The organism is Pseudomonas putida group bacterium ESBL64 (genome assembly GCF_045277175.1).
GTDB classification, from domain to species: Bacteria; Pseudomonadota; Gammaproteobacteria; order Pseudomonadales; family Pseudomonadaceae; genus Aquipseudomonas; species Aquipseudomonas alloputida.
The window spans coordinates 2,854,036-2,879,093 of record NZ_CP145799.1 but is presented as its reverse complement, the minus strand read 5'-3'; the positions used below and the strand labels follow the sequence as shown (position 1 = coordinate 2,879,093).

General features: G+C 62.1%; 21 protein-coding genes. 8 read left to right on the top strand and 13 right to left on the bottom strand.

Going from position 1 to position 25,058, the window contains the following annotated elements; genetic code table 11:
- Positions 1–18: 18 nt before the first annotated feature.
- From colR to V6093_RS13110, 5 genes are all read left to right on the top strand, one after another.
- On the top strand, positions 19–702 hold the full coding sequence (colR, locus tag V6093_RS13130; protein ID WP_003255215.1) for a two-component system response regulator ColR: 684 nt from the start codon (positions 19–21) through the stop codon (positions 700–702).
- On the top strand, positions 692–2,002 hold the full coding sequence (locus V6093_RS13125; protein ID WP_108078513.1) for a HAMP domain-containing sensor histidine kinase: 1,311 nt from the start codon (positions 692–694) through the stop codon (positions 2,000–2,002). The genes colR and V6093_RS13125 overlap by 11 nt, the downstream gene beginning before the upstream one ends.
- Before the next feature lie 107 nt (positions 2,003–2,109).
- The gene (locus V6093_RS13120; RefSeq protein WP_003255211.1) at positions 2,110–2,790 is read left to right on the top strand and encodes a class I SAM-dependent methyltransferase; all 681 of its coding nucleotides are present in this window, start codon (positions 2,110–2,112) and stop codon (positions 2,788–2,790) included.
- Positions 2,791–2,796: 6 nt separating this feature from the next.
- Entirely contained in the window at positions 2,797–3,495 is a 699-nt protein-coding gene (locus V6093_RS13115; protein ID WP_004574440.1) for a lipopolysaccharide kinase InaA family protein, read from the top strand.
- A complete protein-coding gene (locus V6093_RS13110) occupies positions 3,495–3,728 on the top strand; it encodes a hypothetical protein (RefSeq protein ID WP_019750538.1) in 234 nt (77 codons plus the stop codon). Before V6093_RS13115 ends, V6093_RS13110 begins: the two co-directional genes overlap by 1 nt.
- A gap of 108 nt (positions 3,729–3,836) precedes the next feature.
- On the opposite strand, the gene V6093_RS13105 is transcribed toward V6093_RS13110, so the two are convergent.
- The 11 genes from V6093_RS13105 to V6093_RS13055 form a co-directional block, all read right to left on the bottom strand.
- The gene (locus tag V6093_RS13105; RefSeq protein ID WP_265978153.1) at positions 3,837–6,881 is read right to left on the bottom strand and encodes a multidrug efflux RND transporter permease subunit; all 3,045 of its coding nucleotides are present in this window, start codon (positions 6,879–6,881) and stop codon (positions 3,837–3,839) included.
- A 12-nt stretch (positions 6,882–6,893) separates the two neighbouring features.
- Positions 6,894–8,042 carry an efflux RND transporter periplasmic adaptor subunit gene (locus tag V6093_RS13100; RefSeq protein WP_265978155.1) on the bottom strand — a complete coding sequence of 383 codons (1,149 nt, stop codon included), beginning with the start codon at positions 8,040–8,042 and terminating at the stop codon, positions 6,894–6,896.
- Between the two features lie 218 nt (positions 8,043–8,260).
- Complete coding sequence (locus V6093_RS13095; protein ID WP_047603324.1) at positions 8,261–9,358, bottom strand: DUF1513 domain-containing protein; 1,098 nt, start codon at positions 9,356–9,358, stop codon at positions 8,261–8,263.
- A gap of 2 nt (positions 9,359–9,360) precedes the next feature.
- Complete coding sequence (locus V6093_RS13090) at positions 9,361–10,425, bottom strand: imelysin family protein (protein WP_004574445.1); 1,065 nt, start codon at positions 10,423–10,425, stop codon at positions 9,361–9,363.
- Between the two features lie 19 nt (positions 10,426–10,444).
- Positions 10,445–11,872 (bottom strand): di-heme oxidoredictase family protein, encoded by a 1,428-nt coding sequence (locus V6093_RS13085; RefSeq protein WP_406669812.1) that lies wholly within the window; start codon positions 11,870–11,872, stop codon positions 10,445–10,447.
- 109 nt (positions 11,873–11,981) lie between these two features.
- Positions 11,982–12,368, bottom strand: a complete 387-nt coding sequence (locus V6093_RS13080) for a hypothetical protein (protein WP_014860097.1) — start codon at positions 12,366–12,368, stop codon at positions 11,982–11,984.
- 14 nt (positions 12,369–12,382) lie between these two features.
- Positions 12,383–12,865, bottom strand: coding sequence for a hypothetical protein (locus V6093_RS13075; RefSeq protein WP_003255196.1), 483 nt, complete (start codon positions 12,863–12,865; stop codon positions 12,383–12,385).
- Positions 12,866–13,006: 141 nt separating this feature from the next.
- Positions 13,007–14,341 (bottom strand): imelysin family protein, encoded by a 1,335-nt coding sequence (locus V6093_RS13070; RefSeq protein ID WP_003255194.1) that lies wholly within the window; start codon positions 14,339–14,341, stop codon positions 13,007–13,009.
- A 159-nt stretch (positions 14,342–14,500) separates the two neighbouring features.
- Positions 14,501–16,552, bottom strand: coding sequence for a bifunctional diguanylate cyclase/phosphodiesterase (locus tag V6093_RS13065; RefSeq protein ID WP_003255193.1), 2,052 nt, complete (start codon positions 16,550–16,552; stop codon positions 14,501–14,503).
- Positions 16,553–16,852: 300 nt separating this feature from the next.
- Positions 16,853–19,309, bottom strand: a complete 2,457-nt coding sequence (locus V6093_RS13060; protein WP_179052710.1) for a membrane-bound PQQ-dependent dehydrogenase, glucose/quinate/shikimate family — start codon at positions 19,307–19,309, stop codon at positions 16,853–16,855.
- A gap of 206 nt (positions 19,310–19,515) precedes the next feature.
- The gene (locus V6093_RS13055) at positions 19,516–20,418 is read right to left on the bottom strand and encodes a GntR family transcriptional regulator (protein WP_047603326.1); all 903 of its coding nucleotides are present in this window, start codon (positions 20,416–20,418) and stop codon (positions 19,516–19,518) included.
- Between the two features lie 193 nt (positions 20,419–20,611).
- On the opposite strand from V6093_RS13055, the gene V6093_RS13050 reads away from it, so the two are divergent.
- Entirely contained in the window at positions 20,612–21,361 is a 750-nt protein-coding gene (locus V6093_RS13050; RefSeq protein WP_265978163.1) for a hydroxypyruvate isomerase family protein, read from the top strand.
- 153 nt (positions 21,362–21,514) lie between these two features.
- Here V6093_RS13050 and V6093_RS13045 read toward each other — a convergent pair whose 3' ends face one another.
- Positions 21,515–22,111: a superoxide dismutase gene (locus V6093_RS13045; protein ID WP_003255187.1), complete on the bottom strand. Its 597-nt coding sequence runs from the start codon at positions 22,109–22,111 to the stop codon at positions 21,515–21,517.
- A gap of 266 nt (positions 22,112–22,377) precedes the next feature.
- A complete protein-coding gene (locus V6093_RS13040) occupies positions 22,378–22,977 on the bottom strand; it encodes a LysE/ArgO family amino acid transporter (RefSeq protein ID WP_003255185.1) in 600 nt (199 codons plus the stop codon).
- A gap of 101 nt (positions 22,978–23,078) precedes the next feature.
- Between V6093_RS13040 and V6093_RS13035 the strand changes: the two genes are divergently transcribed.
- Together V6093_RS13035 and V6093_RS13030 are read left to right on the top strand one after the other, a co-directional pair.
- On the top strand, positions 23,079–23,969 hold the full coding sequence (locus V6093_RS13035; RefSeq protein WP_003255184.1) for a LysR family transcriptional regulator ArgP: 891 nt from the start codon (positions 23,079–23,081) through the stop codon (positions 23,967–23,969).
- Between the two features lie 49 nt (positions 23,970–24,018).
- A complete protein-coding gene (locus V6093_RS13030; protein ID WP_003255182.1) occupies positions 24,019–25,011 on the top strand; it encodes an NAD(P)-dependent oxidoreductase in 993 nt (330 codons plus the stop codon).
- The last annotated feature ends 47 nt before the right edge of the window (positions 25,012–25,058 follow it).

Sequence of the window (25,058 nt, the reverse complement as noted above, 5' to 3'; positions counted from 1 at the left end):
GCCGCACAGGAGAAACCGATGCGCATTCTTTTGGTTGAAGACAACCGCGATATCCTGGCCAACCTGGCCGATTACCTGGGCATGAAAGGCTACACCGTCGACTGTGCCCAGGATGGCCTGTCCGGGCTGCATTTGGCCGCCACCGAACACTACGACCTGATCGTACTCGACATCATGCTGCCAGGCATCGATGGCTACACCCTGTGCAAGCGCTTGCGCGAAGATGCCCGCCGTGACACGCCGGTGATCATGCTCACTGCCCGTGACCAGCTGGACGACCGCCTGCAGGGCTTCCGCTCTGGGGCTGACGACTACCTGCTCAAGCCATTTGCCCTGTCGGAGCTGGCGGCGCGCATCGAAGCGGTGCTGCGCCGTGCCCAGGGCGGTGGGCGGCGCACCCTGCAGGTGGCTGACCTGAGCTACGACCTCGATACCCTCGAGGTAACCCGCCAGGGGCGCCTGCTGAAGCTTAACCCGGTCGGCCTCAAGCTGCTGGCGGTACTGATGCAGAAAAGCCCGCACGTACTGCGCCGCGAGGTGCTGGAAGAAGCCTTGTGGGGCGATGACTGCCCCGATAGCGACAGCCTGCGCAGCCATGTGCATCAGTTGCGCCAGGTGATCGACAAACCGTTTGAAAAACCGTTGCTGCATACCGTCCATGGCGTCGGCTATCGCCTCGCCGAGGGCCGCGATGGAGTTTAAGCAAAGCCTTGCCCAGCGCATCATCATCGCCTTTGCCCTGATGAGTGCGCTGGTGGCCGGGGCCTTCGCATTCGGTATCGTTGGCACGGTGCACCTGGTCGAAGAGCGACTGATTTCCTCGGTACTGGGCGGTGACCTGCAGCGCCTGCTGCGTATGGACAGCGTCAGTGACTGGAGTCATCGGCCTCGTCCAGACCAGCTGTTCTATTTCAGCGGCGGGCGTGACGACTTCGAGCTGCCCAAGGACCTGCGGCACCTCGACCGCGGTTTCCACGAAGTGTTCCGAGACCAGCTGTCCTACCACGCCATGGTTGAGATCGTCGATGGTCGCCGTTATGTACTGCTGCAGGACCAGAGCGACTTCGAGGAGCGCGAGCGCGTACTGTTTGCCGTGGTTGTGGTGGGCTTCGTGCTCAGCCTGGTGTTGGCGGTCATCCTTGGCTGGCTGGTTGCACGTCGGGTAATGGCACCGGTCATCCGCCTGGCGCGTCAGGTGCGCCACCGCGATCAACTACTGGGCCTGGCCCCGCCGCTGGCTCCCGATTATGCGGCGGACGAAGTCGGCCAGCTTGCAGTGGCTTTCGACGACACCCTGGGCCGCCTGCGTGATGCGCTGACCCGCGAGCGGCTGTTCACCAGCGACGTCAGCCACGAGCTGCGCACGCCTTTGATGGTGTTGGCGACCTCGTGTGAGCTTCTGATGGAAAACCCCGGCCTCGATGCCCGTGCGCGTAGCCAGGTGGAGCGCGTGGCGCGGGCCACCGAAGAAATGCGCGAGCTGGTCAAGACCTTCCTTATGTTGGCCCGCGCGCAGCGTGATGAGGGGGCAGTGGCGTCACGGGCGACCCTGCGCGAAGTGGCCGACGAGCTCATCGGGGTGTGGCGCGACACCATCGAACAGAAAGGCCTCACCCTGTATTTCGATGGCCGCGTGAGCGCTAGCTCTGTGCTGTACAACGCCACCTTCCTGCAGTCGGTGATGGGCAACCTGCTGCGCAATGCGGCGCACTACACCGACAGTGGGTATATCCGCCTGAGCCTGGAAGCCAACGGTTTCAGCGTAGAGGACAGCGGCGTGGGTATCCCCGAAGAGCAGCGTGAGGCCATGTTCAGGCCGTTCGTGCGCGGCGATGAACGGCGTGGCGAGGGCCTGGGGCTAGGGCTTTCGCTGGTGCAGCGGATCTGTGACGACCAGGGTTGGCGTGTCACCCTGACATCCACCTTGCCGCATGGCTGCCGCTTCCAGGTGGACCTGAGCAACACCGTGGCCAAAGGCGACCCGGACGCCCTGGCCGAGTAATGTCTTGTATCAGGTCAAATGGTGTTCAACGTTTTTTTCACATTGGCATGACCTGATTCCAACGCTTGCATACCTAATGTGGGCGCAATGGAGTCAGGAGATGTCCAATGCGTAGCCCCATCAAGCTTGAATTTTCCGAGAAGTACGACAAAGACCATGCGCGCGAGTACTTTCTCAAGCACCAGGACGGCCTGGCGCGACGCCTTTCCCACAAGCGAGATGAGCAGTTGGCGCGCCGCGCCCTGGCATTGGCGGGCGAGCCTGGTTTGGTACTGGACCTGCCATGCGGAGCGGGCCGTTTCTGGCCGCTGTTGGCGGAAAAGCCCAATCGGGTAATCATCGGTGCCGACAACTCCGAGGCCATGATCGAGACCGCCTGTGCGGCGCAACCGCCAGAAGTGGTGGCACGGGTACGGCCTTTGCAGACTTCGGCATTTGCCATCGACCTGCCAGATAACGCCGTGGACAGCATTTTCTGCATGCGCCTGTTCCATCACATTGGCGAGGCAGCGCACAGAAAGACCATTCTTTCGGAATTTCAACGGGTTAGCCGTGATAGCGTGATCCTGTCACTGTGGGTGGATGGCAACTTCAAGGCCTGGCGCCGGAAAAAGCTGGAGCAGCGCCGTAGCGCCAAGGCCGAACAGGATAATTACCAGAACCGTTTCGTGTTACCTGCCGAAACGGTCGAAGAAGAATTCAGGGCCGCCGGCTTCAGAATCCAGGAACGCCTGGACTTCCTGCCGTTCTATGCCATGTGGCGGGTCTATGTATTGCGTAAGGGGTAGTGTTTGATGGCTGTAGCCCATAAAGGGGAAGCGCAGTTCGATTTTTACTGGCGCCAGCAAGGCGAGTGGGTCGAGGAGCCTAACCAGCGCCGCGGCGGCGAGAGTGGCGTGCAACGCCTTAACGATGCCGATGGCAAGCTGTTGTATGCCAAACGCCAGGTCGGGCATATCTACCGCAGCCTGTTGCACCCTTTTGGTCGGCCGACCGTGTTGCGTGAACTCGATGCGCTGAACAGTTTCGAGCAGTTGGGCGTGCGTGTACCGCGCATCGTCTTCTGTGGCGCACAGCGTGATGCCGAGCACCAGTGGCGCGCGCTGCTGGTCAGCGAAGCGCTGGACGGTTTTGTCGAACTCGACACCTGGCATGCCGAAGGTGCCCGCGAGCGTTACCCGCAGGTGGTGCATGAGCGCATGCTCAAGGACCTGGCGGACAACCTGGCGCGGATGCACCTGGGGCACTGGCAGCACGGCTGCCTGTATGGCAAGCACGTATTTATCAAGGTAATCGGCGAGGGCGAGCAGGCCCGCGTCGAAGTGGCGCTGCTGGACCTGGAAAAGTGCAGGCGGCGTATCAGCTGCCAGCGTGCGGCCGGCAATGACCTGCGTCAGCTACGCCGCCATTCGTCGCTCAATGACGCGGAATGGCAGACACTGCTCTACTTTTACAAGATGGCGTTTGGCAGCGCTGTCAAAGGGTTAGAGTAATGAAACTAGAAATTGCTCGAGCTTTGTTCCTGGTAGCTGGCCTGGCGGTGACCACCGTGGCGGTGGCTGCCTGGGAAGAGCCGAGGCCAACGGTGTTCAGCAAGGCTGAGATGGCAGACCAGTGCGCGTTGCCGCGGGATGCAAAACCGCAGCAGCAGGCCCGAAGCGAGCCGGACCAGGACCTTTTGCTGTTCCTGTTTGGCTTGCGTCAAGGGTTGCGGCCACTGGGATGAACCCTGCGTTAGCTGGAAAAGCCAGAGGCCTCGCGATTGCGGGGCCTTTGGCTTTTTGCGTCTGCGTTGCCGGCCTCTTCGCGGGCAAGCCCGCCCCCACAGGTCGGTTCAAGCGATTGCAGGTGCCTTGGCGCTCGCCTTGTGTGCCAGCAGGGTGTAGATGCACGGCAACACAAACAAGGTAAACAGCGTGCCAATCGACATCCCGGTGGCAATTACCATACCGATGTCAAACCGGCTGACCGCTCCCGCCCCGGTTGCCAGAATCAGCGGCACCATGCCGAACACCATAGCCGCAGTGGTCATCAGCACCGGCCGCAGGCGAATGGCCGCTGCTTCCTCGATCGCTTCGCGCACACTCAGGCCACGCTCATCGCGTAGCTGATTGGCGAACTCGACGATCAGGATTCCGTGCTTGCTGATAAGCCCGATCAATGTCACCAGCCCGACCTGGGTGTAGATGTTCATGCTCGACACACCCAGGAACAGCGGCAAAAGCGCGCCACAGATCGACAACGGCACGGTCACCAGAATCACCAACGGGTCGCGGAAGCTTTCAAACTGTGCAGCCAGCACGAGGAAAATGATCGCCAGTGCCAGGCCGAAGGTGACCCACAATGCGCTGCCTTCCTGTACATACTGGCGGGCCACGCCGGCGTAGTCGAAGGCAAAGCCCTCCGGGGCCTCTTCGCGAGCGATGTCCTGCACGGTCTTGAGCGCCTCGCCCAGGCTGACCATGGGGACGCCCTGGATGATCGCAGCGTTCAGTTGCTGGAACTGGTTGAGCTGGCGTGGGCGAGCGCGGTCGGTGAGGGTGATCAGGGTCGACAGTGGCAGCAACTGGCCCTGGTCGTTCTTTACGTAGTAGTTGTTCAGCCAGCCGGGGTTGTCGCGGTAAGGCCGTTCAACCTGGGCGATCACCTTGTAACTGCGGCCTTCAAGGGTGAAACGGTTGATTTCCGCCTCGCCCAGCAGGGTCGCCAGGGTGCCGCCGAGGGTGTCCATCGACACCCCCATCTGCGCCGCCTTTGCCCGGTCGATGTCCACCACCACTTCGGGCTTGTCGAAGGCAAGATCGATATCAAGGAAGGCGAACTTGCCCGATTCCTGAGCGCGCGTCTTGATGCGCTGGGCCACGTCCAGCAGAGCCGGGTAGTCGCCAGCGGTATTGATCACGAACTGGAATGGCAAGCCCTCGCCAGTGCCGGGTAACGAAGGCAGGTTGAAGCCGAAGATCTGCAGCCCGCTGATTTCCTCGAGTTTGGCCTGCACCAGCGGCAGTAGCTCCATCTGTGTGCGTTCGCGCTCGTTCCAGGGCTTGAGCAAAAAACCACCAATACCGGTCTGCACGCCATTGAAGCCGTTGATCTGAAACGACGAGTAATACTCGGGGAAGGCCTTGAACAGCGGTGTGAACTGGTCGGTGTAGGCGTTGAGGTAGTCGAGGTTGGCCGGTTGAGGCGAGCTGCTCATCATGAAGATCACCCCCTGGTCCTCGTTGGGCGCCAGTTCGTTCTGGGTGAATTTGAGCAGCACCGGGATCAGGCACAGGATGATCACGGCAAACACCAGCACCACCGGCCGGCTGTCGAGGGTGGCGTGCAGCACGCGCTGGTAGCGCCCTTTCAGGCGTTCGAACAGTTGGTCGAGGCGATGAGCCAGGCCGCTCGGGTTCTGCTCCCGGCGCAGCAGCAGGGCGCACATCATCGGTGACAGGGTCAGGGCAACGATACCGGAAATGACCACCGCCCCGGCCAGCGTCAGGGCAAACTCCTTGAACAGCGCGCCGGTGAGCCCGGTGAGGAAGCCGATCGGTGCATACACGGCGGCAAGGGTGATGGTCATGGACACCACTGGCATGGCAATTTCGCGCGCGCCTTCCAGGGCTGCGTCGAACGGCGACTTGCCTTCTTCCATGTGCCGGTGAATGTTTTCCACCACCACAATGGCATCGTCCACCACCAGGCCGATCGCCAGCACCATGGCGAGCAGGGTCAGCAGGTTGAGCGAGTAGCCCATCATCTGCATGAAGAACAGTACACCGATCATCGACAGCGGTATGGTCACCACCGGAATCAGTACCGAGCGCAGGGCGCCAAGGAACAGGAACACCACGACGATGACGATCAACACCGCTTCGCCCAAGGTCTTGATCACTTCGTCGATCGAGGCCTGGATGAACCGCGTGGCGTCGTAGGCAATCGACACTTTCAATGCCGAGGGCAGCTGGCTTTCCAGCTCAGGCATGATGCGCCGCACTTCCTTGATGACATCCAGCGGGTTGGCGGCCGGGGTGGCCTTGATGCCGATATAGACCGACGGGGTGCCGTCGAACGAGCTGACCGTGTCGTAGTTTTCTGCGCCCATCTCGACCCGCGCCACATCGCCCAGCAGCACGCGGCTGTCACCGCTGGTCTTGAGCGGCAGGGCGGCGAACGCCTCGGCCGACTTCAGTTCGGTGCTGGCGTTGACGCTGGTGACCACGTATTCGCCTTTCACCTCGCCAGCGGCGGAAAGGAAGTTGTAGCGGCGTACGGCATTGGTCACGTCGGTAGCCGAAAGGCCGAAACCGGCCAGCTTCACCGGGTCCAGCCAAAGGCGCATGGCGAACACTTGATTGCCGAGGATCTCCGCCTCGGCCATGCCCGGCAAAGTGGCCAGCTTGGGCTGGATAACCCGTGACAGATAGTCGGTGATCTGCGGGTTGCTCATTTCCTTGCTGTAGAAGCTGACGTACATCAGCGCCGAGGCGTCGGCAGCTTCCTTGCTCAGTACCGGGTCTTCGGAGTCCTGGGGTAGCTTGTTACGCACCTCATTGGCCTTGGCCAGCAGTTCGGTGAACAGCCGGTCGCTGTCGGCGCCAACGCGCGCGTAAATGGAAATGATCGAGAAGTTCTGCCGGCTCACCGAGGTCATGTAGTCGATGCCTTCGGCGCTGGCCAGGCTTTGCTGCAATGGCTGGGTGATATAGCCCTGGATGGTTTCGGCGTTGGCCCCGGGGTAGGCGGTGGTGACCGTGATCAGGGCGTTTTCCATTTGCGGGTACTGGCGGATCTGCAGCTTGTTCCAGGCCTGGAAGCCGAGCAGCAGAATCAGCAGGCTGACCACGCTGGCCAGCACCGGGCGGCGGATGAACGGGTCGGTGAACGCCATGCCAGCCTCCTGTCAGTCCTTGGCCGCTGCGCCCGGTTCGGGCTTGAGGGCGTTGTCCTGGCCAATGCGTATTGCGGCACCGGGTGTGAGTTTCAGCTGCCCGGCGGTGACCACCTGTTCCCCGGCCTGCAGGCCTTCGCTGACTACAACCACGCCGTCTCGGCGCTCGCCAGTCTTTACCGTGCGCTGTTCGGCGACCAGCTGGGGTTGGCCCTTGTCGTTGTATTCCGGTTTGCCGTCCTTGTCCTTTTTCGGTGAGGCGACATACACCGAGTTGCCATACAGGGTGTAGGTAATGGCGCTTTCCGGCACCACCACTTGCGGCTGCGGGTTGGGCAGCAGGATCAACAGGCTGGCGAACATGCCTGGCAGCAGTTTGCCGTCGGGGTTGGCCATGGTGGCGCGTACCAGCAGGTTGCGCGTGGTTTCCTCGACCTTGGGGTTGATGGCGCTGAGGCTGCCGGGGAAGCGCTGACCCGGGTAGGCGGCCACTTGCACCAGCACCTGCTGGCCCAGGCTCAGGTGTGGCAGCGCCTGTTCCGGCACGTTGAAGTCTACGTACAGGCTGGACGTGTCTTGCAGGGTGGCGATCACAGCCCCGGCGGCCAGGTACTGGCCGATGTCCACCTGGCGGATGCCGATGGTGCCGCTGAAAGGCGCATTGATGCGTTTCTTGATCTTCTGCGCCTTAAGCTGCTCGACCACTGCCTGGTTGCGCCGGTACTGGGAGGAAAGGCGGTCGAACTCGCCGCGGGAGATGGCCGAATCGCCCACCAGCTGGCTGCCACGGCCGAAGTCGACCTTGGCCAGGCCCAGGTCAGCCAGGGCGGTACCGAGCAGGGCTGTTTCCTGATCGTCGTTGAGCTGCAAGAGCAGTTGCCCGGCCTTGACCCGCTGGCCTGAGTCGAAGTGCAGGGATTTGACGATGCCTTCCACCTCCAGGCTCAGATCCACACCCTGCAGCGCCTTGAGGCTGCCGACAGCGGGCAGGCGTTCTTGCCACGGGCGCTGTTCGGCCATGGCAGCCGCCACGGTGATGGGGGGCTTGGGGGCAGTGAACATCTGGATCTGCTGGTAGATCGAGAAGGCTTTGTAACCCCCCAGGGCCAGCACGATCAGCAGAACCACGGCCAACATGATGAGCATGCGGCGGCGCAGCATAGGTCCGGTTCCTTGGATGCAGTTGTTATTCGCTTCTACACGACAACGGGCGATCCTGCCCACGTGCGGATGGGGGAAGTATTGACTGTTTTTCGGGAGGAGGGGCGTGAAATGCCTGTGCCGGCCTTTTCGCGGCTAAAGCCGCTCCTACAGGGACCGTGTAGAACCCTGTGGGATCGGCTTTAACCGCGAGAAGGCCAGTGAATGCAACGGAAAAATCAGACGAGATGCAGGTGGTTGTCCCAGAAGCCGGACGGCAGGTTCATCGGTTGCCCGACCAGTTCGGCCTTGCGGCAATCGTAGAACCGGCAGCGGCCCTGCCCGGAGGTGACGACAAAGCCGTCCTTCACCGCGCCAACGCCTGCGCAGTCGGGCATCGGGGCATCCAGCCGCACCGCGCCGCTGTCCAGGTCCCAGACGAACAGGCGGTTGGCCCGCGGTGCCGTCAGCGCCACCAGCCGCAGCTCGCTGTGGATGGCAACGCTTGCGGTGTATTGGGCCATGGCTTGCAGCTGCCGCTCTGGCACCGGGAAGGCCTTGAATGGCTCGCCCGGGCGCTTGATCGCCAGCAGCTCGGCAGTTTCATCGGCATCGCCCATGAACTGCTGGCAGGCGGCGATGGTGCCATCGCTGGCCACTGCCAGGTGTCGTACGCTGTTCATCTGCTGGGCCAGGGTTTCCTTGCTCAGCAGGGTGCCGTCGCGCTGCATCAGCACCAGGCTCGGTTGCATGGCGTCGAGGTTCATCTCGACACGGCTTTCGGCTTCGGTACGGATACCGCCGTTGGCCACGACCAGCGTTTCACCGTCAGGCAGCCAGGCAACCTCGTGCGGGCCGATACCGTGGGTCGGGATCTCACCGGTGTGCACCAGGCGTTCGCCTTCGAAACGGTACACGCCAAGCACACCGCGCCCGGGGTCGGTGGTGTCGTTCTCGGTGGCATACAGCCATTCGCCGCCTTTGTGCACGACGGCGTGGCCATAGAAGTGCCGGTTCGGCTGCGAGGTTACTGTTTGCAGCAGGCGCCCGTCACGCAGGTCGATCAGGTAGCTTTCGGTGCCTGGGCGGCGGGCGACGAACAGGGCGATGGGCAGCTCGGGGTGGTGGATGATCGCATGGCAACGCTGAGCGACCTGGGTGCTGAACACCTGTGTGCCGTCCAGGCGAAAACCTACGGCAAAGTGCTGGCCGTTGCCGTTGTCACGCGCCGAGAGCAGCAAGGGTTCGCTGCCTTTGTTGCGGAACAGGCTCCAGCCGCCCAAGGTGAGGGCACTGAGCAATACGCTACCGAGTTTGAGTGCCTGGCGTCGCAGCATGATCAGTCACCGTCGTTGGCATTGAAGCCCAGCTGGATGTTCAGCGCCTTGGCAAGATCGCCTTCGTGCAGGCGGTGGACGACGTTCAAGCTGTCGTAGATCTGGTTGAGGGTTTGCTGACCGGCGTCGTCGGCCAGCAGCTCACCGAGCGTTTTCTGGTTGTCGGCAAGCAACTTGAGCGAAGTAGCGTAGGCAGCGTCGATCTTGTCCACCAGCGCTTTCTGATCGCTGGGCAACAGGCCGCGCAGGCCCTTGTTGTCTACCCCGACCCAGACAGCTTCGGCGGCCTTGAGGCTGGCCTGCAGGCTGTTCATCGAGTTGTGGCTGCGCCAGGCCTCGGCCTGCAGCGGCTGCGGAATGCCCTTGCTCTGACGGCCCATCGGTGCGCCGAGCTTCTTCTTCAGGGTGTCCAGGGCGGTCACCTGGGCGCGCAGCAGATCGGCGATAGCCTCGTGGGAGTCGGCGTAGCGCTGGTTGGGGAACTTGGTCAACTGCGAGAGCATGCCGTCGGTGCTGTTCCAACCTTTGAGAATCTCCTCTGCCAGGGCTTTCTGGTGTGCGCCGATGGCCACCAGCAGCGGGCAGTAGCGGGCTTTCTGTTCGGCAGTGGCGATGTCCGGCTTGCTGTCGAACAGGATGTACTCATAGGCCGACAAGCCACGTACCACTACGCTGGACTTGCCCAAAGCCTCAGCATCAACCGGCTTGTCGCCGTTGACCAGCTGCTCGACCTGACGGCCGACCAGGTTTTTCTTGTCAGGCCAGAATTGGACCTGCCAGGCGCGGTTGCCTTCAGCCAGCGGGCCGACCAGTAGCGGTTGCAGCTCGGCCCAGGCTTTTTGTGCATTGAGGAAGTCGGCGCGGGCTTTATCCAGGCTTTCCTTGCCTTCGCAATAGGCCAGGGCACTGGCAGCCAGCGTACGGTCGGCTTCGACCCAGCGGCTGTAGGTAGGCAGGATCACCTGGTTGGCGATGGCGGCGGAGGTCACTGCTTGCGGGTCTTGTGGCGAGCAGGCACCGAGGGCGAGTGCGGCGAGGCTGGTGAACAACAGTTTGGGTCGGAACATGCCCGGCTCCTTTGCGCGTTTAAAGTGAGTTCAGGAACGCGAGCAACGCAGCGCGCTGCTCGGCATCGAAAGTGAGTACGAAATTGCGTGCCGCCTCGGCTTCGCCACCGTGCCACAGCACGGCCTCAAGCAGGTTGCGGGCGCGGCCGTCATGCAGGAACTGGCTATGGCCGCTGACCGTTTCGCTCAGGCCTATGCCCCACAGTGGCGGCGTACGCCAGTCCTGGCCGTTGGCGGCGAATTCGGTGCGCTCGTCGGCCAGCCCCGGGCCCATGTCATGCAGCAGCAAGTCGCTGTAGGGGCGGATGACCTGGTTGGCCAACGCGGGTTCGGTGGCGTCGGCGGCGGTGGTGAACTGCGGTGTGTGGCAACCTTGGCAACCCGCCTGGTAGAACAGGTTCTTGCCCGCCAGCACCTGTGGCGAGCCGACGTCGCGGCGGGCCGGCACCGCCAGGTTGCGGGTGTAGAACGTGACCAGGCGCAGTATGTTGTCGCTGACTTCTTTCTCGCCATCGGCACCATCGCCGTTGGGCGCAGCCAGGCAGCCGGTTTGTGCCGGGGTGCAATCGTCGTTGGGCAGCAGGGTGCTGGTCAGGCCCATGTCGCCGGCAAAGGCGTGCACGTTCTGCTGGTTGACGTTGGGCTGCCCGGCTTTCCAGCCGAAGCGGCCGATCACTGTTTTGCCCTGGGCGTCGTCCCACACACGGTTGGCCCGCCCGCGGATGCCATCGCGGTTACGGTCGTCCGGGTCTTCGTTGGCCAGCAGGTCGGCTTCGGGGATCGCTTCAAGCAGGCCCAGGCCGATCATTGGTGGTGCCACCCGCGCAGAAAAGCGCGTGTCGGGGTGCATCACACCATAGCCGAGCTGGGTGATTTGCAGGGCTGGCTTGCGCAGCTCGACCTGGTGGCCGTCCTTGAATAACACGGTTTCGCGGGTGTAGCTCACCCGCACCTTGCCTTCGGGCGCCACGCCGGGAATGGCCATGTCCTGCAACTGGGTACCGTAGACAGGTTCTGGCACCACGCCGAGGCGCTCGATCACTTTGGCCAGGTAGGGTTGGTCGGGGATCGACAGGCGTACCAGCATACCCACCGCGTTGCTGTCGCCCGGCTCTGGCGGGTGGCCACGGCCATCGCGCACGTGGCAGTTCTGACAGGCGTTGGTATTGAACAGCGGGCCCAGACCATCACGCGCGGTGGTGGTTGACGGCGCGATCACCCAGGGGTTGCGAAAGAAGCTGTTGCCAACGGCGAAGTCCAGGCGCAGCGCTGGCGAGAGGTTGGCCGAGGGCAGGGAATAGGCATTGCGGTCGCTGCGCTGCACGGTCGCCTGGCCACCCGACAACGCTTCGCCGGGCTCGGCGTGAGTGAAACGCGGGGCGTCGTCACAGGCGGCCAAGGCCAAGGCCAGCAGCAAGGGAAGGAGTCGGGACAGCGACAAGGACATCGAGAATCCTGGGCGTGAGCGAAAAACCGGCGTGCAGCTTAGCAGGCCCAGGATCATTGAATAAGAGCAATTTGCGTTTGCTTGATGAAATCGCTGCGAGCGCGGTTGGTCAGGCCATATAGAGCATGAAGTGTCGGTTGACCAGGTTGACGATCAGGTTCTTGTTGCCGCCACCGCGATTATCGCCGGTGACTTCGATGACTTCTTCGCTGGTGTATTCCATGGAGGAGGCGGTAATGCACTTGACCGCGTCCATGTGCGCAGGTTGCCAGTAATCCTGGAATAACCAGATGCTGGTGTCGGCAGACGGGCCGAGGATCAGGCGCAAGGCCTTGTGGTTCTCAGTCGATCTGCCGATCCACGGGATGGCCAGCGAGCCATTCCAGACGTGCTGGGCGCCGACTGCCAGGCTGTTGCTGCGGTTTTCACCGTCGATCAGGGTCAGGGTATAAGGCGTGTTATTGGCGATGGAGCGCAAGTAAGTGACATTGGCCATGTAGTGTTTTCCTTTCAATGTTCAGTTTTCGGGCGTGGCAACGGGCTGGTCGGGGCGCGATAGACATAAGCCGCGAGCAAAGTGATTTCGTTGAACGGGGGGTCGAGCTCGGCGGGATGAAAGCGACCGAGCAGCTGCATCCCTTGGTCAATGGCGACTGCCTCGAACATACGGCGGTCAGTTTCGTTGGGGTCGTACAGGTAGATCTTGCCGGGGCGGGCAACTACCCGGCACATTTCCTCGGCCACATGCCGGGTGATCGGAGCGCCCATCAGCGTCACGTGAGGGACTGCATGGTCGTCGAGGGGAAAGTCCGGAGCATCGTATTCGTATACGACAATGAGGTTGGGAATGTGCCCGCCAGCGAACGGCCCGTTGGAGATGAGCTGGCCAGCCTTGTTCAGGTTGTACGCATCGTTGAATCCGGTGATGAGGTCTTCCCCATTCATGCGCTGGACGATTCGGCCTTCGCCCCAGACATCAAGAATCTGCAGCACTGTGCCTCCTGTTAGCTTTGATCGAAGGCCTACAGGATGAGCATCTGCATGCACGCCAGGCAGCGGGAAGCGTTTTACCCGGCAGCAAACGAAAACGCCCGGCACAAGGCCGGGCGTTTTCGATGAAGCGCTACAGCAGGATCAGAACTCGTGATCCGCAGTGTCCGGGTTCAGGTTGGCAATGCCCAGCTTGCCCGCGGCCTGCTCGATCGAGCCGGTCTGCTTGACCAGGGCGGCGATGGCGTCACGCACGATCTGGTTGCCGGCAGCGTTGTCGGCGGCGATCAGCTGGTCGTAGTGCTCGCCTTTGAGGGCGTGGTCGACGATCACCTGAAGCTTGGCCTCGGTGGCTTCCAGATCGGCCTTGAGGGCTGCATCGGCGGCCGGGTCAACCTTGGCGACCAGCGACGACAGGCTAGGGCCGGTCAGCTTGGTGCCGTCCGGGCGGGTGTACTCGCCCAGGTAGACGTTGCGGATGCCCTTGGCGTCGTAGAAGTGCGAATAGTGAGTGTTGTCGCTGAAGCAGTCTTGCTCGTCTTCTGGCGAGTTGGCTTCCAGCGAAACTTTCATGCGCTCGCCAGCCAGTTCGCCCAGCGACAGGCTGCCCATGCCGAACAGCATCTTGCGCAGGCCGTCGTTGACAGGCTCGGCTTCCAGCTTGGCGCGGTAGTTGTCGGCGACGTTCGGTGCCCAGTTGCCGACCATCTCTTCGAGGTCGGTGACCAGCAGGTCGGTAACCGCTTTGAGGTAGGCGCGGCGGCGGTCGTTGTGGCCGCCGGTGGCGCCCTGGCCTTCCAGGTAGTCGGATGCCGGGCGGTTGCCAGCGCCAGGGCCGGTGCCGTTCAGGTCCTGGCCCCAGAGCAGGAATTCGATGGCGTGATAGCCCGTGGCAACGTTGGCCTCGGAGCCAGCCAGCTCGTTCAGGCTAGCCAGTTTTTCGGGGGTGATGTCCTTGACGTCGACCTTCTCTTCGCCCACCTGGATCTCGGTGTTGGCGATGATGTTGGCGCTGGCCCCCGGGTTGCCCAAGGCGTGCTCGTAGCTCTTGTCGACGTAGTCGATCAGGCCTTCGTCCAGGGGCCAGGCGTTCACCTGACCTTCCCAGTCGTCGATGATGGTGTTGCCAAAGCGGAAGGTTTCGCTCTGCAGGTACGGTACGCGCGCGGCGAACCAGGCTTCCTTGGCGGCTTTCAGGGTTTCGTCGTTGGGCTTGGCCAGGAACGCGTCGACTGCGCTCTGCAGCGTCTTGGCAGTGCTCAGCGAGTCGCTGTACACGGCGTAGACCATGTCGGTGTAATGCTTGACCACGGCTTTGCCGGCTGCTTCGTCGACAGCCCCTGGCGCAACAGCGGTGGTGGCTGCAGCAGGTGCCTGGGCTTGCGGCGCGGCGGCTTTTTCGTCCTTGCCTTCACCGCAACCGGCGAGGGCGATGGCAATGGCCAGCAGACTGGCGGAGGCCAGAGGCATTCGAATCATTATTGGTTTTCCTGCATCGTGTGGTTGGACCAAAGGGGTGGACCGTGCGCCGTGGCACGCAAAACTACAACATCATGCGAAAGATTTGCATTTGCTGTAAAGAGGCGGGCGCGCAATTCATGTAAATCAGGGGCACGGCCTGTAACCGGGCAGGTGGCCTCAGGACACCGAAACCCGGTTGCGTTGCGCTTGTTTGAGGAAGTGGGTCAGTTCACGGGCCGAAAGAGGCTTGCTGTAGTGGTAGCCCTGGCCCTCGTGGCAACCCTGGGCAACGATGTAGGTTTCCTGCTCGGCCGTTTCCACGCCCTCGGCGATCACCTGCATCCCCAGGCTCTTGCCCAGCTGGATGATGGCGCGAACGATGGTGGCGTCGTCATCATCGTCGAGCAGGTCCTGAACGAAGCTCTTGTCGATCTTGATCTTGTCCAGTGGCAGCGACTTCAGGTAGCTGAGGGACGAGTAGCCGGTGCCGAAGTCGTCGATGGCAATCAGCGCCCCGGAGCGGCGCAGGCTCAACAGGTGCTGGGCGGCGGTGCTGATGTCTTCCATCAGGCCGGTTTCGGTGACTTCCAGTTCCAGGCTGCGCGGTGGTAGGCGATAGGCTTGCAGCAGGTTGTTGACCACCCGTGGCAGCTCGCTGTGGTGCAGTTGCACGGTAGACAGGTTGACCGCCATGCGCAGGTCGCTGAAGCCTTGGTCGTGCCATTCGCGCAGTTGCCGGCAGGCCTGGTCAAGCACCCATTCGCCGATGCTGATGATGCTGCCGTTCTGCTCGGCCAGGGGGATGAACTGGTCGGGTGGCACCATGCCCAGTTCCGGGTGCTGCCAGCGCAGCAGGGCCTCTACGCCAACCACCCGGTGGTCGCGGTAGCTGATCTGTGGCTGATACACCAGGTAAAGCTGGTTGCGGGGCAGGGCTTCACGCAGGTCCTTTTCCAGTTCGCGACGGCGACGCATCTCGCTGTCGACGCTGGCGATATAGAACTGGTAGCGGTTGCGCGAGCGGGCCTTGGCCAGGGTCATGGTCTGTTCGGCTTTCTGCAGCAGTTTTTCGGTGCTGTCACCGTCTTCGGGGAACAGGGTGATGCCGATGGTCGCGCGCAGGCGGATTTGCTCGTGGTCGAGGTCGAACGGTACTTCCAGGTCATCAAGGATGCTTTGCGCCAGTTCGGCAGCCTCGTAGGGCTGCTCGATATTGGCCTGTACCAGGGCGAACTGGTCGCCGCCCAGCCGCGCCAGAGCGCCCAGGCGGCCGCTGTGGGCGCGTAGTCGATCGGCCAGGGCCAGCAGCAACTGGTCACCGACCTGGTAGCTGAACTGTTCGTTGATACCCTTGAAGTCGTCCAGGCCAACGCACAGCACTGCCACACGGTGCTGCAGACGGCCGCCGTCGACGAGGATCTTGTCCAGTTGCTGCTGCAGTTGCTGGCGGTTGGGCAGGCCGGTAAGGAAGTCGTACTGGGCCATGCGTTGCAGGCTGTTTTCCGCCTCGTGGCGCAGATGGGTGTTGCGCTCGATCGAGGCCAGCAACTGGTTGGCGGTGTTCACCCACAGGCCCAGTTCGTTTTTCTCGTGGCCCTTGAGCAGCGGTATCTGGTGCTGGCTGGGGCGGTCAGGGTTGATCTGGGTGAGGTGCTCGATGATCTTCGACAGCGGTTTGGTCAGCAGCCAGTGGTAGACCAGGTAAAGCACCAGGCCCATGGCCATGGCCCGCAGCACGCCGGATATGAAGATGATCACCGCGTTGATCAGGAAATCTTTGCCGTAGGAGGAGGTATCGAGGGTAATGCTGAGGTCGCCGTAGTATTCGCTGTAAGGGCCACGGCCGACCAGTTGTGTGGTGTAGGTGCGCTCCTGGCCGAGGATGAGGTCGGTGAGCCAGCGCATGGACATGTCCTGCAGCGGGCGGGACTTTTCTGCCAGCATGGTTTCGTTGGGGTGGCCAATGGAGGCCATGCGCACTGATTCGTCCTGGAACAGGCCTTCCATGACCTGCATGCCCATTTCACGGTCGAGGCTGTAAACCGCCTGGGTCGAGGGATCGCGGAACATGTCGAGGATGCGCTGGGCATCATTGTCCACGGCCTGGCGGGTCTTGTAGGTGTCATAGACGATTTGCGCACAGCTGAGCACGACGCCAACCGCCAACGCCGACAGCAGCACGACCCTGAGCAACTTGACCGACAAGCTGTTCCGCAATTCCAGCTTCAATGGGGTTTCCTTAATCCATGCGCATGGCATCATTTTGCCATCAACGATGACGATACACTACCGGCCGACCGTTAGCAGTGTATCGGTTGCCTGACCCCGCAACTTGAATGCGCTGTATCAATCTTCCAGAGGTTTGATGTTAGCGTGGTATGCGGCCTGAGCAAGCGTTTTGCGGGTGGGGCGCAGGTGAAATGCGTGCTGGCTGCTTCGCGGATAGCCCGCCCCCACAGGCATGGCAAACTCCTCGAACAGAGGGCCGGTGGAGCGGAAGTAACCGATGGCTGCCCCTGAAAGGCAGCGCTATTTCTCCGGCAGCGCCCAGGCAATGATGCTGTCACCCAGCTTGGTCGGAATCCGGTCATGCCCGCCGACCACGGCAACCACGTACTGGCGGCCTTCGCTCACGTAGGTCAGGGGCGACGCCTGGTTGCCGGCCGGTAGGCGTTCTTCCCACAGCAATTCACCACTTTCGCTGTTGTAGGCGCGCATGAAACGGTCGATGGCAGCGCCGATGAAGGTCACGCCGCCGGCTGTAGCCACGCCGGTGGCATCGCTCGGTGTACCGATTTCGAAGCGCAGTTTCGAGGCGATGCCCAAGGGGCCGCTGTCATAGCCGGTGCCGAATGGGCGGCTCCAGCGCACTTCACGGGTGCGCAGGTCGATAGCGGAGATGAACCCCCAGGGTGGCGCGATACACGGTTGTTCCAGCGCCGACATCCATGGGTCCTTGATGGCCCCATACGGCAGGCCGGCCTGGACGCGGAACCCTTGGTTATTGCCGGGCGACTCCTGAAACGATTTGGCATTGATCGCATCGAGCTGCTCGCGTGGAACCAGCCCCTGCATGTACGGCAGCCGCTGGTTGTTGATGATCAGCAGGCCTCGCTGCAGGTCCACCATCACGCCGCCCCAGTTCAGGCCGCCGTGGTGCCCGGGGAAGATCAGGCTTTGCTGGCCGACTACCGGTGGCGTAAAAATCCCTTCGTAACGCGCCTGGCGAAACTCGATGCGACATTGCAGCTGATCGAACGGCGTCAGGCCCCAGGCATCGGCTTCGTTCAGCACTTCCGGGGTTTTCGATGGGCGGCCCATGGTGCTCGGCATGCCCGGTGACAGCGGCTGCGTTGCCGCGGTGTAGTCCCCTGGGGCCGTGCCCTGTGGGACGGCAGCCTCCGAGATATCGACCAGCGGTTCGCCGGTGGCTCGGTCCAGGACGAACAACTGGCCTGACTTGGTGGCTTGAATGACTGCCGGGCGTGTGCCGTTGGCGGTGGGGAAATCGATCAGCGCCGGTTGTGGGCTCAGGTCGTAGTCCCAGAGGTCGTGATGGACGGTCTGGAAGTGCCATTTGACCTTGCCGGTGAGGGCATCCAGGGCCACCAGCGAAGAGCTGAACGTGTCTTCCTGTTCGGTACGGGTACCGCCATAGAAGTCACCTGCAGCATTACCAGTGGTGATGTAGACCAGCCCCAGCTCGTCGTCGGCGGAAATCGGCGCCCATGAGTTGGGCGTGCTGAGCGTATAGGTTTCATCTGCCTCGGCAGGGGCAGTGCTATCGGGACGGCCAAGATCCCAGGCCCACTTTTGTTTGCCGCTGACTGCATCGTAGGCGCGAACCACGCCTGACGGTGCCGGGCGCACATCCGAGTCCAGCACCCGGCCACCGGTGATGACCACCCCGCGGATGACCAGCGGTGCGGAAGTGATGCCGGTGGAGCCTTTACGGAACGTACCCAGGCCGTCCTTGAGGTCGGCAAAGCCTGCCGTGCCGAAGTCTGGGCAGGCCTGCCCGGTAAGCGCATCAACTGCACCCAGGCGGATGTCGTTGGTGCCCCAGATGATGCGTTTGGCGCACAGCCCGCTGGCATTGGGTACTTCGTAGTACGAGACACCACGGCAATAGGCACCGCCGTTGGCGAAGTAGTCCGGGTCGACTTTCGAATCGTAGCGCCAGTTCTCTTTGCCGGTGGTCGCGTTCAACGAAATGATGATTTGCTTCGGCGTGCAGGTATACAGCGAGTCGCCAACCTTGATGGGGGTCGCCTCGTTCAGATACTTGGTTTTTTCGCCAGGCTGTTTGACATCGCCATGGTGGTATTCCCACGCCTTGACCAGGCCGGAAACGTTAGCTGGAGTAATCTGCGCTGCAGCGGAATAGTGGTTGCCGAGGTTCGAGCCGGCATAGGCGGTCCAGTTGGTCTTGTCGTGAGACGCGGCGACGTTGGCGTCTGGTGATACCACCGTGCTGCGGCTGAACGGTTGCTGTGAATGCGCGGTGATCGCCGGCGAGTCGGCCAGATGAACGGTGTTCGGGAAGAACAGCGGTGCCAGGATGGTGGCCGCCATCAGCAGCGGCAGCACGCCCATGATGCTGAAGTACAGTGCCTTGTTGATTTTGGCGAAGTCGCGGCGGACCAGTGGCCAGAAAGCCAGAAAGATCACACTGAGCAGTACCAGCCAGGCCAGGCGTGGAATATAGGCCCAGCCGTTGTAGCCCGACTCCCAGATCGCCCAACCGTAGGTGGCCAGGGATGCTGCGCCATAGAGGTAGATTCCGACCGCCTTCTTCAGGCCCATGAGTGCGGCGGCCAGCAACAATACGGTGCCCATCATCGCGTAGTACGGCGAGCCACCGGCATTGACCAGCGCGCCTCCCTGATAGGCCAGTGTCAGGCCAAGCAGGGCCAGCAGAATCGTGTAGACCCCGAACAGAAGGCTCGAGACCCCCGTCCCTTTAGCCAACGTTCCTCGTTCCATTGCATCCATTCCTGTGTGATTCGGTGCCACAGTGCGTCCGAGCGGTGCGCATATTGCTTATTGTTACAATGAAATACAATAAGTGGCGCGAAATTTACGGCGAGCGCTGATTTTTCAGGTTGCTTTGTATCTTGTGTCAAAAGGAGGCAATGGCTAAGCTGCCATGCCTGATTCACGCGCGGGTTTGAAGGGAGGTGGGAGAAGGGTTATGCCGGCTGGCTTTCCTGCAAGGCAGCCTGGCCGGTTTTGAGGCGGCCTACTTCGTCCAGATGTTTCCAGAGAAACCGTGCCGCCTCTTCGCGCCGACCGGATTCGATCAGGTCGAGCAGGTGCAGGTGCTCCAGGCATTGCGTCATCAGGCGACTGCGGTCGACATTGGCTTTGTAGCTCATGAAGCGTCTGAGCTGGTTTTGCCGGCGTATGGCATCGATGAAGAAGAGGTTGCCCGAGCATTGCACGATCATTTCGTGAAACTGGGCGCCGATTTCAAACAGTTGGGCACGTGACAGCGTGTGAATCTCGCCGTCGAGCATGGCCTGCTGTTGCGCCCTGGCTTTGGCAAAGGCGGCCTGGTTCACGTTGTAGCCCGGCTCACGCAGTGCGGCCGGCTCGATGGCCATGCGGAAGCGGTAGCTCTGGATGTGGGTCTGGGCGTTGTGCACGAATTCGTTGAGGCTCCAGCCTTGCCCGGGCTTGCGCTCGACCATGGCCTCGCTTGCCAGCCGGTTGAGGACCTTGAGCAGTTGCCCGCGAGGCACAGAGTAGCGTCGCAGGAGCTGGGCTTCGAAGAATTCGGCAGGGATTTCCCCGTTGAGGATGTCGTCCACCACACGCAGGTAGAAGTCTTCGAAGGGGTCGCAGGCGGGCGGTACGGTGGCTTCCTGGATCTGCCCGGCGTCCTGTTTCAGAAAATAGCCGCGATTGGGCTCCTGGACCGCGATGTTCCACTCGGCGAGCAGGGCGAATACCCTGCGGATGGGGGAGCGGGAGACATCGAAGGCTTGGGCGAAGGTTTGCTCGCGCAATGGCTCGCCGGCCTTCATCGACCGGGCGCGGATCATCTCGATGACGCGAGGGGCCAATTGCAGGGCGAGGTCTTTCTTGATCACAGGCTGTATTCCGAATGTTTGACTTCAGTCGATCCGGCAGATTTGGGTCGGACTGGGGCAGGAAAATACCACACACGAAGGACCTGAGTATCTGCACGCAGCGAGCTGGCGCAGTTGCCGCCAGCGCAGTGCCTGAGCCGCGGCTCAGGATTTGGAACGACGAATGTTTTCTTCCCGGGATGGATCTTTACACATGCTCAAATTCAATGCTCACCTCGGCTTCCAGTTCAACGAAATGCCTTTTCTGCAGCGTATCGAAGCCGCCGCTGCCGCCGGATTTCGCGCGGTGGAATTCCCCTCGCCCTATGAGTTGGATGCGAGTTTGTTGGCGGATGAACTGGCGAAGTACGCGTTGCCATTGGTCCAGTTTGCCGCACCGGCTGGCGTTTCCAAGGGCATTGCTGCAGTGGCGGGCAGGGAACCCGAGTTTCGTGACGGGTTGCGCCAGGCAGCCAGCTATGCCCGCACACTGGCATGTACGGATGTGCACCTGATGTCCGGGATAACCCACGAGGATGGCGCCGGCAAGGTGTACGCGAGCAACCTGGACTATGCCGTGAAGTACTTCGAGGACCAAGGGCTGCGGCCATTGATCGAAGTGATCTGCACGCAGGAAATGCCAGGGTATTACATGTCCGACTTCAGCAAGGCACAGCAGGTGCTGGAGACGCATGCGAGTCTCGGGCTGATCCTTGATCTTTACCATGCGCAGTTGTTGACCGGAAATGCGGCCGATGTGTTGGCACAGTTCTTTGAGCGGACGGTGCATGTGCAGGTGGCCGACTGTCCTGGGCGGCATCAACCGGGGACGGGGCAGATGGACATTGCAGGGTTGTTTGCGACGCTGGAGCAGCGCGGGTATGCGGGCTGGGTCGGGTGTGAGTACCGGCCTACGGGCGCTACTGCGGATAGCCTTGGCTGGCTTGGTCAGTACGCCTCATGAAAGCCCTGTGCGCTGGCTCGTTCCAGAACCCTTGAAAAAAAACCGATGCCAGAAGACTGGCATCGGTTTTTCGAGGAAGCCCGGCGTGGATGGCAATGCTGGACTGCCAGCATTACGGCGCGAGGCCGGGTTTCTTGCTCAAGGCTGAGGGACTCAGGCCTTGAAGGTCTTGCCTTCGAACTGCTCGGCAACGAAGGCCCAGTTGACCAGGTTCCAGAACGCCTCGACGTACTTCGGACGCAGGTTGCGGTAGTCGATGTAGTAGGCGTGTTCCCAGACGTCGCAGGTCAGCAGCGGGGTGTCGCCGCTGGTCAGTGGGCAGCCGGCGCCGATGGTGCTGGCCAGGGCCAGGGAACCGTCAGCTTTCTTGACCAGCCAGCCCCAGCCGGAACCGAAGGTGCCCACCGAAGTCTTGGTGAACTCTTCCTTGAACTTGTCGAAGGAACCGAAAGCGGCGTTGATGGCGTCAGCCAGTGCACCGGTAGGCTGGCCGCCGCCGTTTGGCGACAGGCAGTTCCAGTAGAAGGTGTGGTTCCAGACTTGAGCGGCGTTGTTGAAGATGCCGCCCGAAGAGCTCTTGACGATTTCTTCCAGGGTCTTGCCTTCGAATTCGGTGCCTGGGACCAGGTTGTTCAGGTTCACGACATAGGTGTTGTGGTGCTTGTCGTGGTGATACTCCAGGGTTTCCTTGGAGATGTGCGGCTGCAGGGCATCATGGGCGTACGGCAGCGGCGGCAATTCAAAAGCCATGGTGGATCTCCTGATTCAGGTCTGTTTGCGGTTTGCGCAAGGCCGATCACGGGCGGCCCGATAAGCGTCGGCGAGTCTGTACTCTTTGCGACGCAAGGGCTGGATCATAGCACCGGGCCCGGCGCATAACCACGCAACAAACATAGGGAATAGAGGTTCCGCAGGGGCTGGGCTGTGCCGACCGGCGGCTCGGCGTTGCGCGGGTGTTGCCTGCAAGACCGCGTGCCGCTCGATCTTGCCGTTGATGAATATGCCGCGCCCCGAGGTCAGTTGAAGATCAATTGCGCCGCCACCGCGAACATCATCACCGCCACCATCAGGTCGAGCATGCGCCAGGTCGCCGGCCGCGCCAGCCACGGTGCCAGCCACGCCGCGCCAATGGCCAGGGTCGAGAACCACAGCAGCGAAGCGCTGGCCGCACCGGCCACGTAGGCGCCAGGGGCGGACTGTTGGGCGCCCAGCGAGCCGATCAGCAACACCGTATCGAGGTACACGTGCGGGTTCAGCAGGGTCACCGCCAGGGCGCTGAGCAGTACGGCGCGACGTGAGCGAACGCCCTGGCCTTGCTGGTGCTGCAGGCTCTGCTTGGAGCAGGCACTGCGCAGCGCCTTGGCGCCGTACCAGATCAGGAACACTGCGCCGCCCCAGCGGGCGATTGCCAGCAAGGTCGGGTTGTGTGCCAGCACGGTGGCCAGGCCGAATACCCCGGCGGCCACGAGGATGGCGTCACAGACGATGCACAGCGCTGCCACCGGCAGGTGATGCTCACGGCGCAGGCTCTGGGCGAGGACGAAGGCGTTCTGGGCACCGATGGCCATGATCAGGCCGAAGGCCACCAGCATGCCATTGAGATAGCTTTGCCACATGGCAGGGCTCTCCAAAAAGGGTCACGGAAGATGCTGGCCATTGTGATGTTCGGCGCTGTATAAGAAAAACAAATAAAGCTGATCACCCATTAGGAAAATCGATGTTCGACTACAAACTGCTGGCTGCCCTCGCGGCCGTGATCGAACAAGGCGGTTTCGAGCGTGCGGCGCAGGTGCTGGGCTTGTCGCAATCGGCCATTTCCCAGCGCATCAAGTTGCTTGAGGCGCGGGTCGGCCAGCCGGTGTTGGTACGTGCCTCGCCGCCCGGCACGACCGAAGTCGGTCGGCAGCTACTCAACCATGTGCAGCAGGTGCGCCTGCTTGAACGCGACCTGCAGCGCCAGGTACCGGCGCTGGATGAAGAGGGCATGCCGGAGCGCCTGCGTATCGCCCTCAACGCCGATAGCCTGGCCACCTGGTGGGCCGGCGCGGTGGGCAACTTCTGCGCACAACAGAACGTGCTGACCGACCTGGTGGTTGAGGACCAGGAAGTGGGCCTGAAACGCATGCGTGCCGGCGAAGTGGCGGCCTGCCTGTGTGGGAGCGAGCGGCCGGTAGCCGGCGCACGCAGTTTGCCACTGGGGGCCATGCGCTACCGGGCATTGGCCAGTCCCGTGTTCATGGCGCGGCACTTCCCCCAAGGTTTTGTCGCCAGCCGCCTGGCCCGTACGCCAGCGATCGTGTACGGCCCGGACGATTTCCTGCAGCATCGCTACCTGGCATCGCTGGGCATAGAGGGTGGTTTCCTGCACCACCTGTGCCCTTCGTCCGAAGGCTTCCTGCGCATGACCGAGGCCGGGTTGGGATGGGGCCTGGTGCCCGAACTGCAGGCCCGGGAGCAACTGGCCAGTGGGCAATTGGTGGAAATCTGCCGCGATACCCCTATCGATGTGCCGCTGTACTGGCATCATTGGCGCAATGGCGGGCAATTGCTCGCGCAACTGACCGACCACCTGCGGCACACCGCACAGCATTGGCTGGTGCCCTTGTAGCCGTGGCTGGCGTCAGTTGCATCTGAAATCTGGCAAGACGGAGTGTTACATGCGAATTCTGGTCACCGGCGCGAGTGGCTTCATTGGCGGGCGTTTTGCGCGTTTCGCCCTGGAGCAAGGCCTGGACGTGCGCGTCAGCGGCCGCCGTGCCGAAGGGGTCGAGCATCTGGTCAAGCGTGGCGCACAGTTCATCCCGGGTGATCTGGGTGACGCCGAGCTGGCCCGGCGTTTGTGCCAGGGTGTCGAAGCCGTGGTGCATTGCGCTGGCGCGGTCGGTAACTGGGGGCGCTATCAGGATTTCTACCAAGGCAACGTGGTGGTGACCGAGAACGTGGTCGAGGGCTGCCTGAAAGAGCACGTACGGCGCCTGGTGCATCTGTCTTCGCCGTCGATTTACTTCAATGGCCGTTCGCGTCTGGACGTCCGTGAAGACCAGGTACCGCGTCGCTTCCACGATCACTATGGGCAAACCAAGTACCTGGCCGAGCAGAAAGTGTTCGGTGCCCAGGAGTTCGGCCTGGAAGTGCTGGCGCTGCGTCCGCGCTTCGTTACCGGTGCGGGCGATGCCAGTATCTTCCCGCGGCTGATGCAGATGCAGCGCAAAGGGCGTGTGGCGATCATCGGCAACGGCCTGAACAAGGTCGATTTCACCAGTGTGCACAACCTCAACGAGGCGCTGCTAAGTGCATTGTTCGCTGATGACCGGGCGCTGGGCCAGGCCTACAACATAAGCAACGGCCAGCCACTGCCGCTGTGGGACGTGGTCAACTACGTGATGCGCCAGATGCAGCTTCCCCAGGTGACCCGCTACCGTTCCTATGGTCTTGCCTATAGCCTGGCCGCGCTCAACGAGGCGGCCTGCATGTTATGGCCAGGGCGCCCGCAACCGACCTTGTCGCGCCTGGGGATGCAGGTGATGAGCCGTGATTTCACCCTGGATATCAGCCGTGCCCGGCAGTACCTGGACTACCAACCCAAGGTCAGCCTGTGGACGGCGCTGGATGAATTCTGCGGCTGGTGGAAGCATTTGCCGCCCGGCTGACAATGGTCATCAATGCGCCGCGCTGGCGGTTTATACTCGTGCCTCTT

Excerpts from the sequence above, each read along its gene's own strand:
- V6093_RS13125 (WP_108078513.1), top strand. The coding sequence starts at position 692 with ATGGAGTTTAAGCAAAGCCTTGCCCAGCGCATCATCATCGCCTTTGCC.
- V6093_RS13040 (WP_003255185.1), bottom strand. The coding sequence starts at position 22,977 with ATGTGGCAAAGCTATCTCAATGGCATGCTGGTGGCCTTCGGCCTGATC.
- V6093_RS13035 (WP_003255184.1), top strand. The coding sequence starts at position 23,079 with ATGTTCGACTACAAACTGCTGGCTGCCCTCGCGGCCGTGATCGAACAA.
- V6093_RS13070 (WP_003255194.1), bottom strand. The coding sequence starts at position 14,341 with ATGATTCGAATGCCTCTGGCCTCCGCCAGTCTGCTGGCCATTGCCATC.
- V6093_RS13050 (WP_265978163.1), top strand. The coding sequence starts at position 20,612 with ATGCTCAAATTCAATGCTCACCTCGGCTTCCAGTTCAACGAAATGCCT.
- V6093_RS13045 (WP_003255187.1), bottom strand. The coding sequence starts at position 22,111 with ATGGCTTTTGAATTGCCGCCGCTGCCGTACGCCCATGATGCCCTGCAG.
- V6093_RS13080 (WP_014860097.1), bottom strand. The coding sequence starts at position 12,368 with ATGGCCAATGTCACTTACTTGCGCTCCATCGCCAATAACACGCCTTAT.
- V6093_RS13120 (WP_003255211.1), top strand. The coding sequence starts at position 2,110 with ATGCGTAGCCCCATCAAGCTTGAATTTTCCGAGAAGTACGACAAAGAC.
- V6093_RS13095 (WP_047603324.1), bottom strand. The coding sequence starts at position 9,358 with ATGCTGCGACGCCAGGCACTCAAACTCGGTAGCGTATTGCTCAGTGCC.
- V6093_RS13060 (WP_179052710.1), bottom strand. The coding sequence starts at position 19,309 with ATGGAACGAGGAACGTTGGCTAAAGGGACGGGGGTCTCGAGCCTTCTG.
- colR (WP_003255215.1), top strand. The coding sequence starts at position 19 with ATGCGCATTCTTTTGGTTGAAGACAACCGCGATATCCTGGCCAACCTG.
- V6093_RS13105 (WP_265978153.1), bottom strand. The coding sequence starts at position 6,881 with ATGGCGTTCACCGACCCGTTCATCCGCCGCCCGGTGCTGGCCAGCGTG.
- V6093_RS13115 (WP_004574440.1), top strand. The coding sequence starts at position 2,797 with ATGGCTGTAGCCCATAAAGGGGAAGCGCAGTTCGATTTTTACTGGCGC.
- V6093_RS13085 (WP_406669812.1), bottom strand. The coding sequence starts at position 11,872 with ATGTCCTTGTCGCTGTCCCGACTCCTTCCCTTGCTGCTGGCCTTGGCC.
- V6093_RS13100 (WP_265978155.1), bottom strand. The coding sequence starts at position 8,042 with ATGCTGCGCCGCCGCATGCTCATCATGTTGGCCGTGGTTCTGCTGATC.
- V6093_RS13110 (WP_019750538.1), top strand. The coding sequence starts at position 3,495 with ATGAAACTAGAAATTGCTCGAGCTTTGTTCCTGGTAGCTGGCCTGGCG.
- V6093_RS13030 (WP_003255182.1), top strand. The coding sequence starts at position 24,019 with ATGCGAATTCTGGTCACCGGCGCGAGTGGCTTCATTGGCGGGCGTTTT.
- V6093_RS13090 (WP_004574445.1), bottom strand. The coding sequence starts at position 10,425 with ATGTTCCGACCCAAACTGTTGTTCACCAGCCTCGCCGCACTCGCCCTC.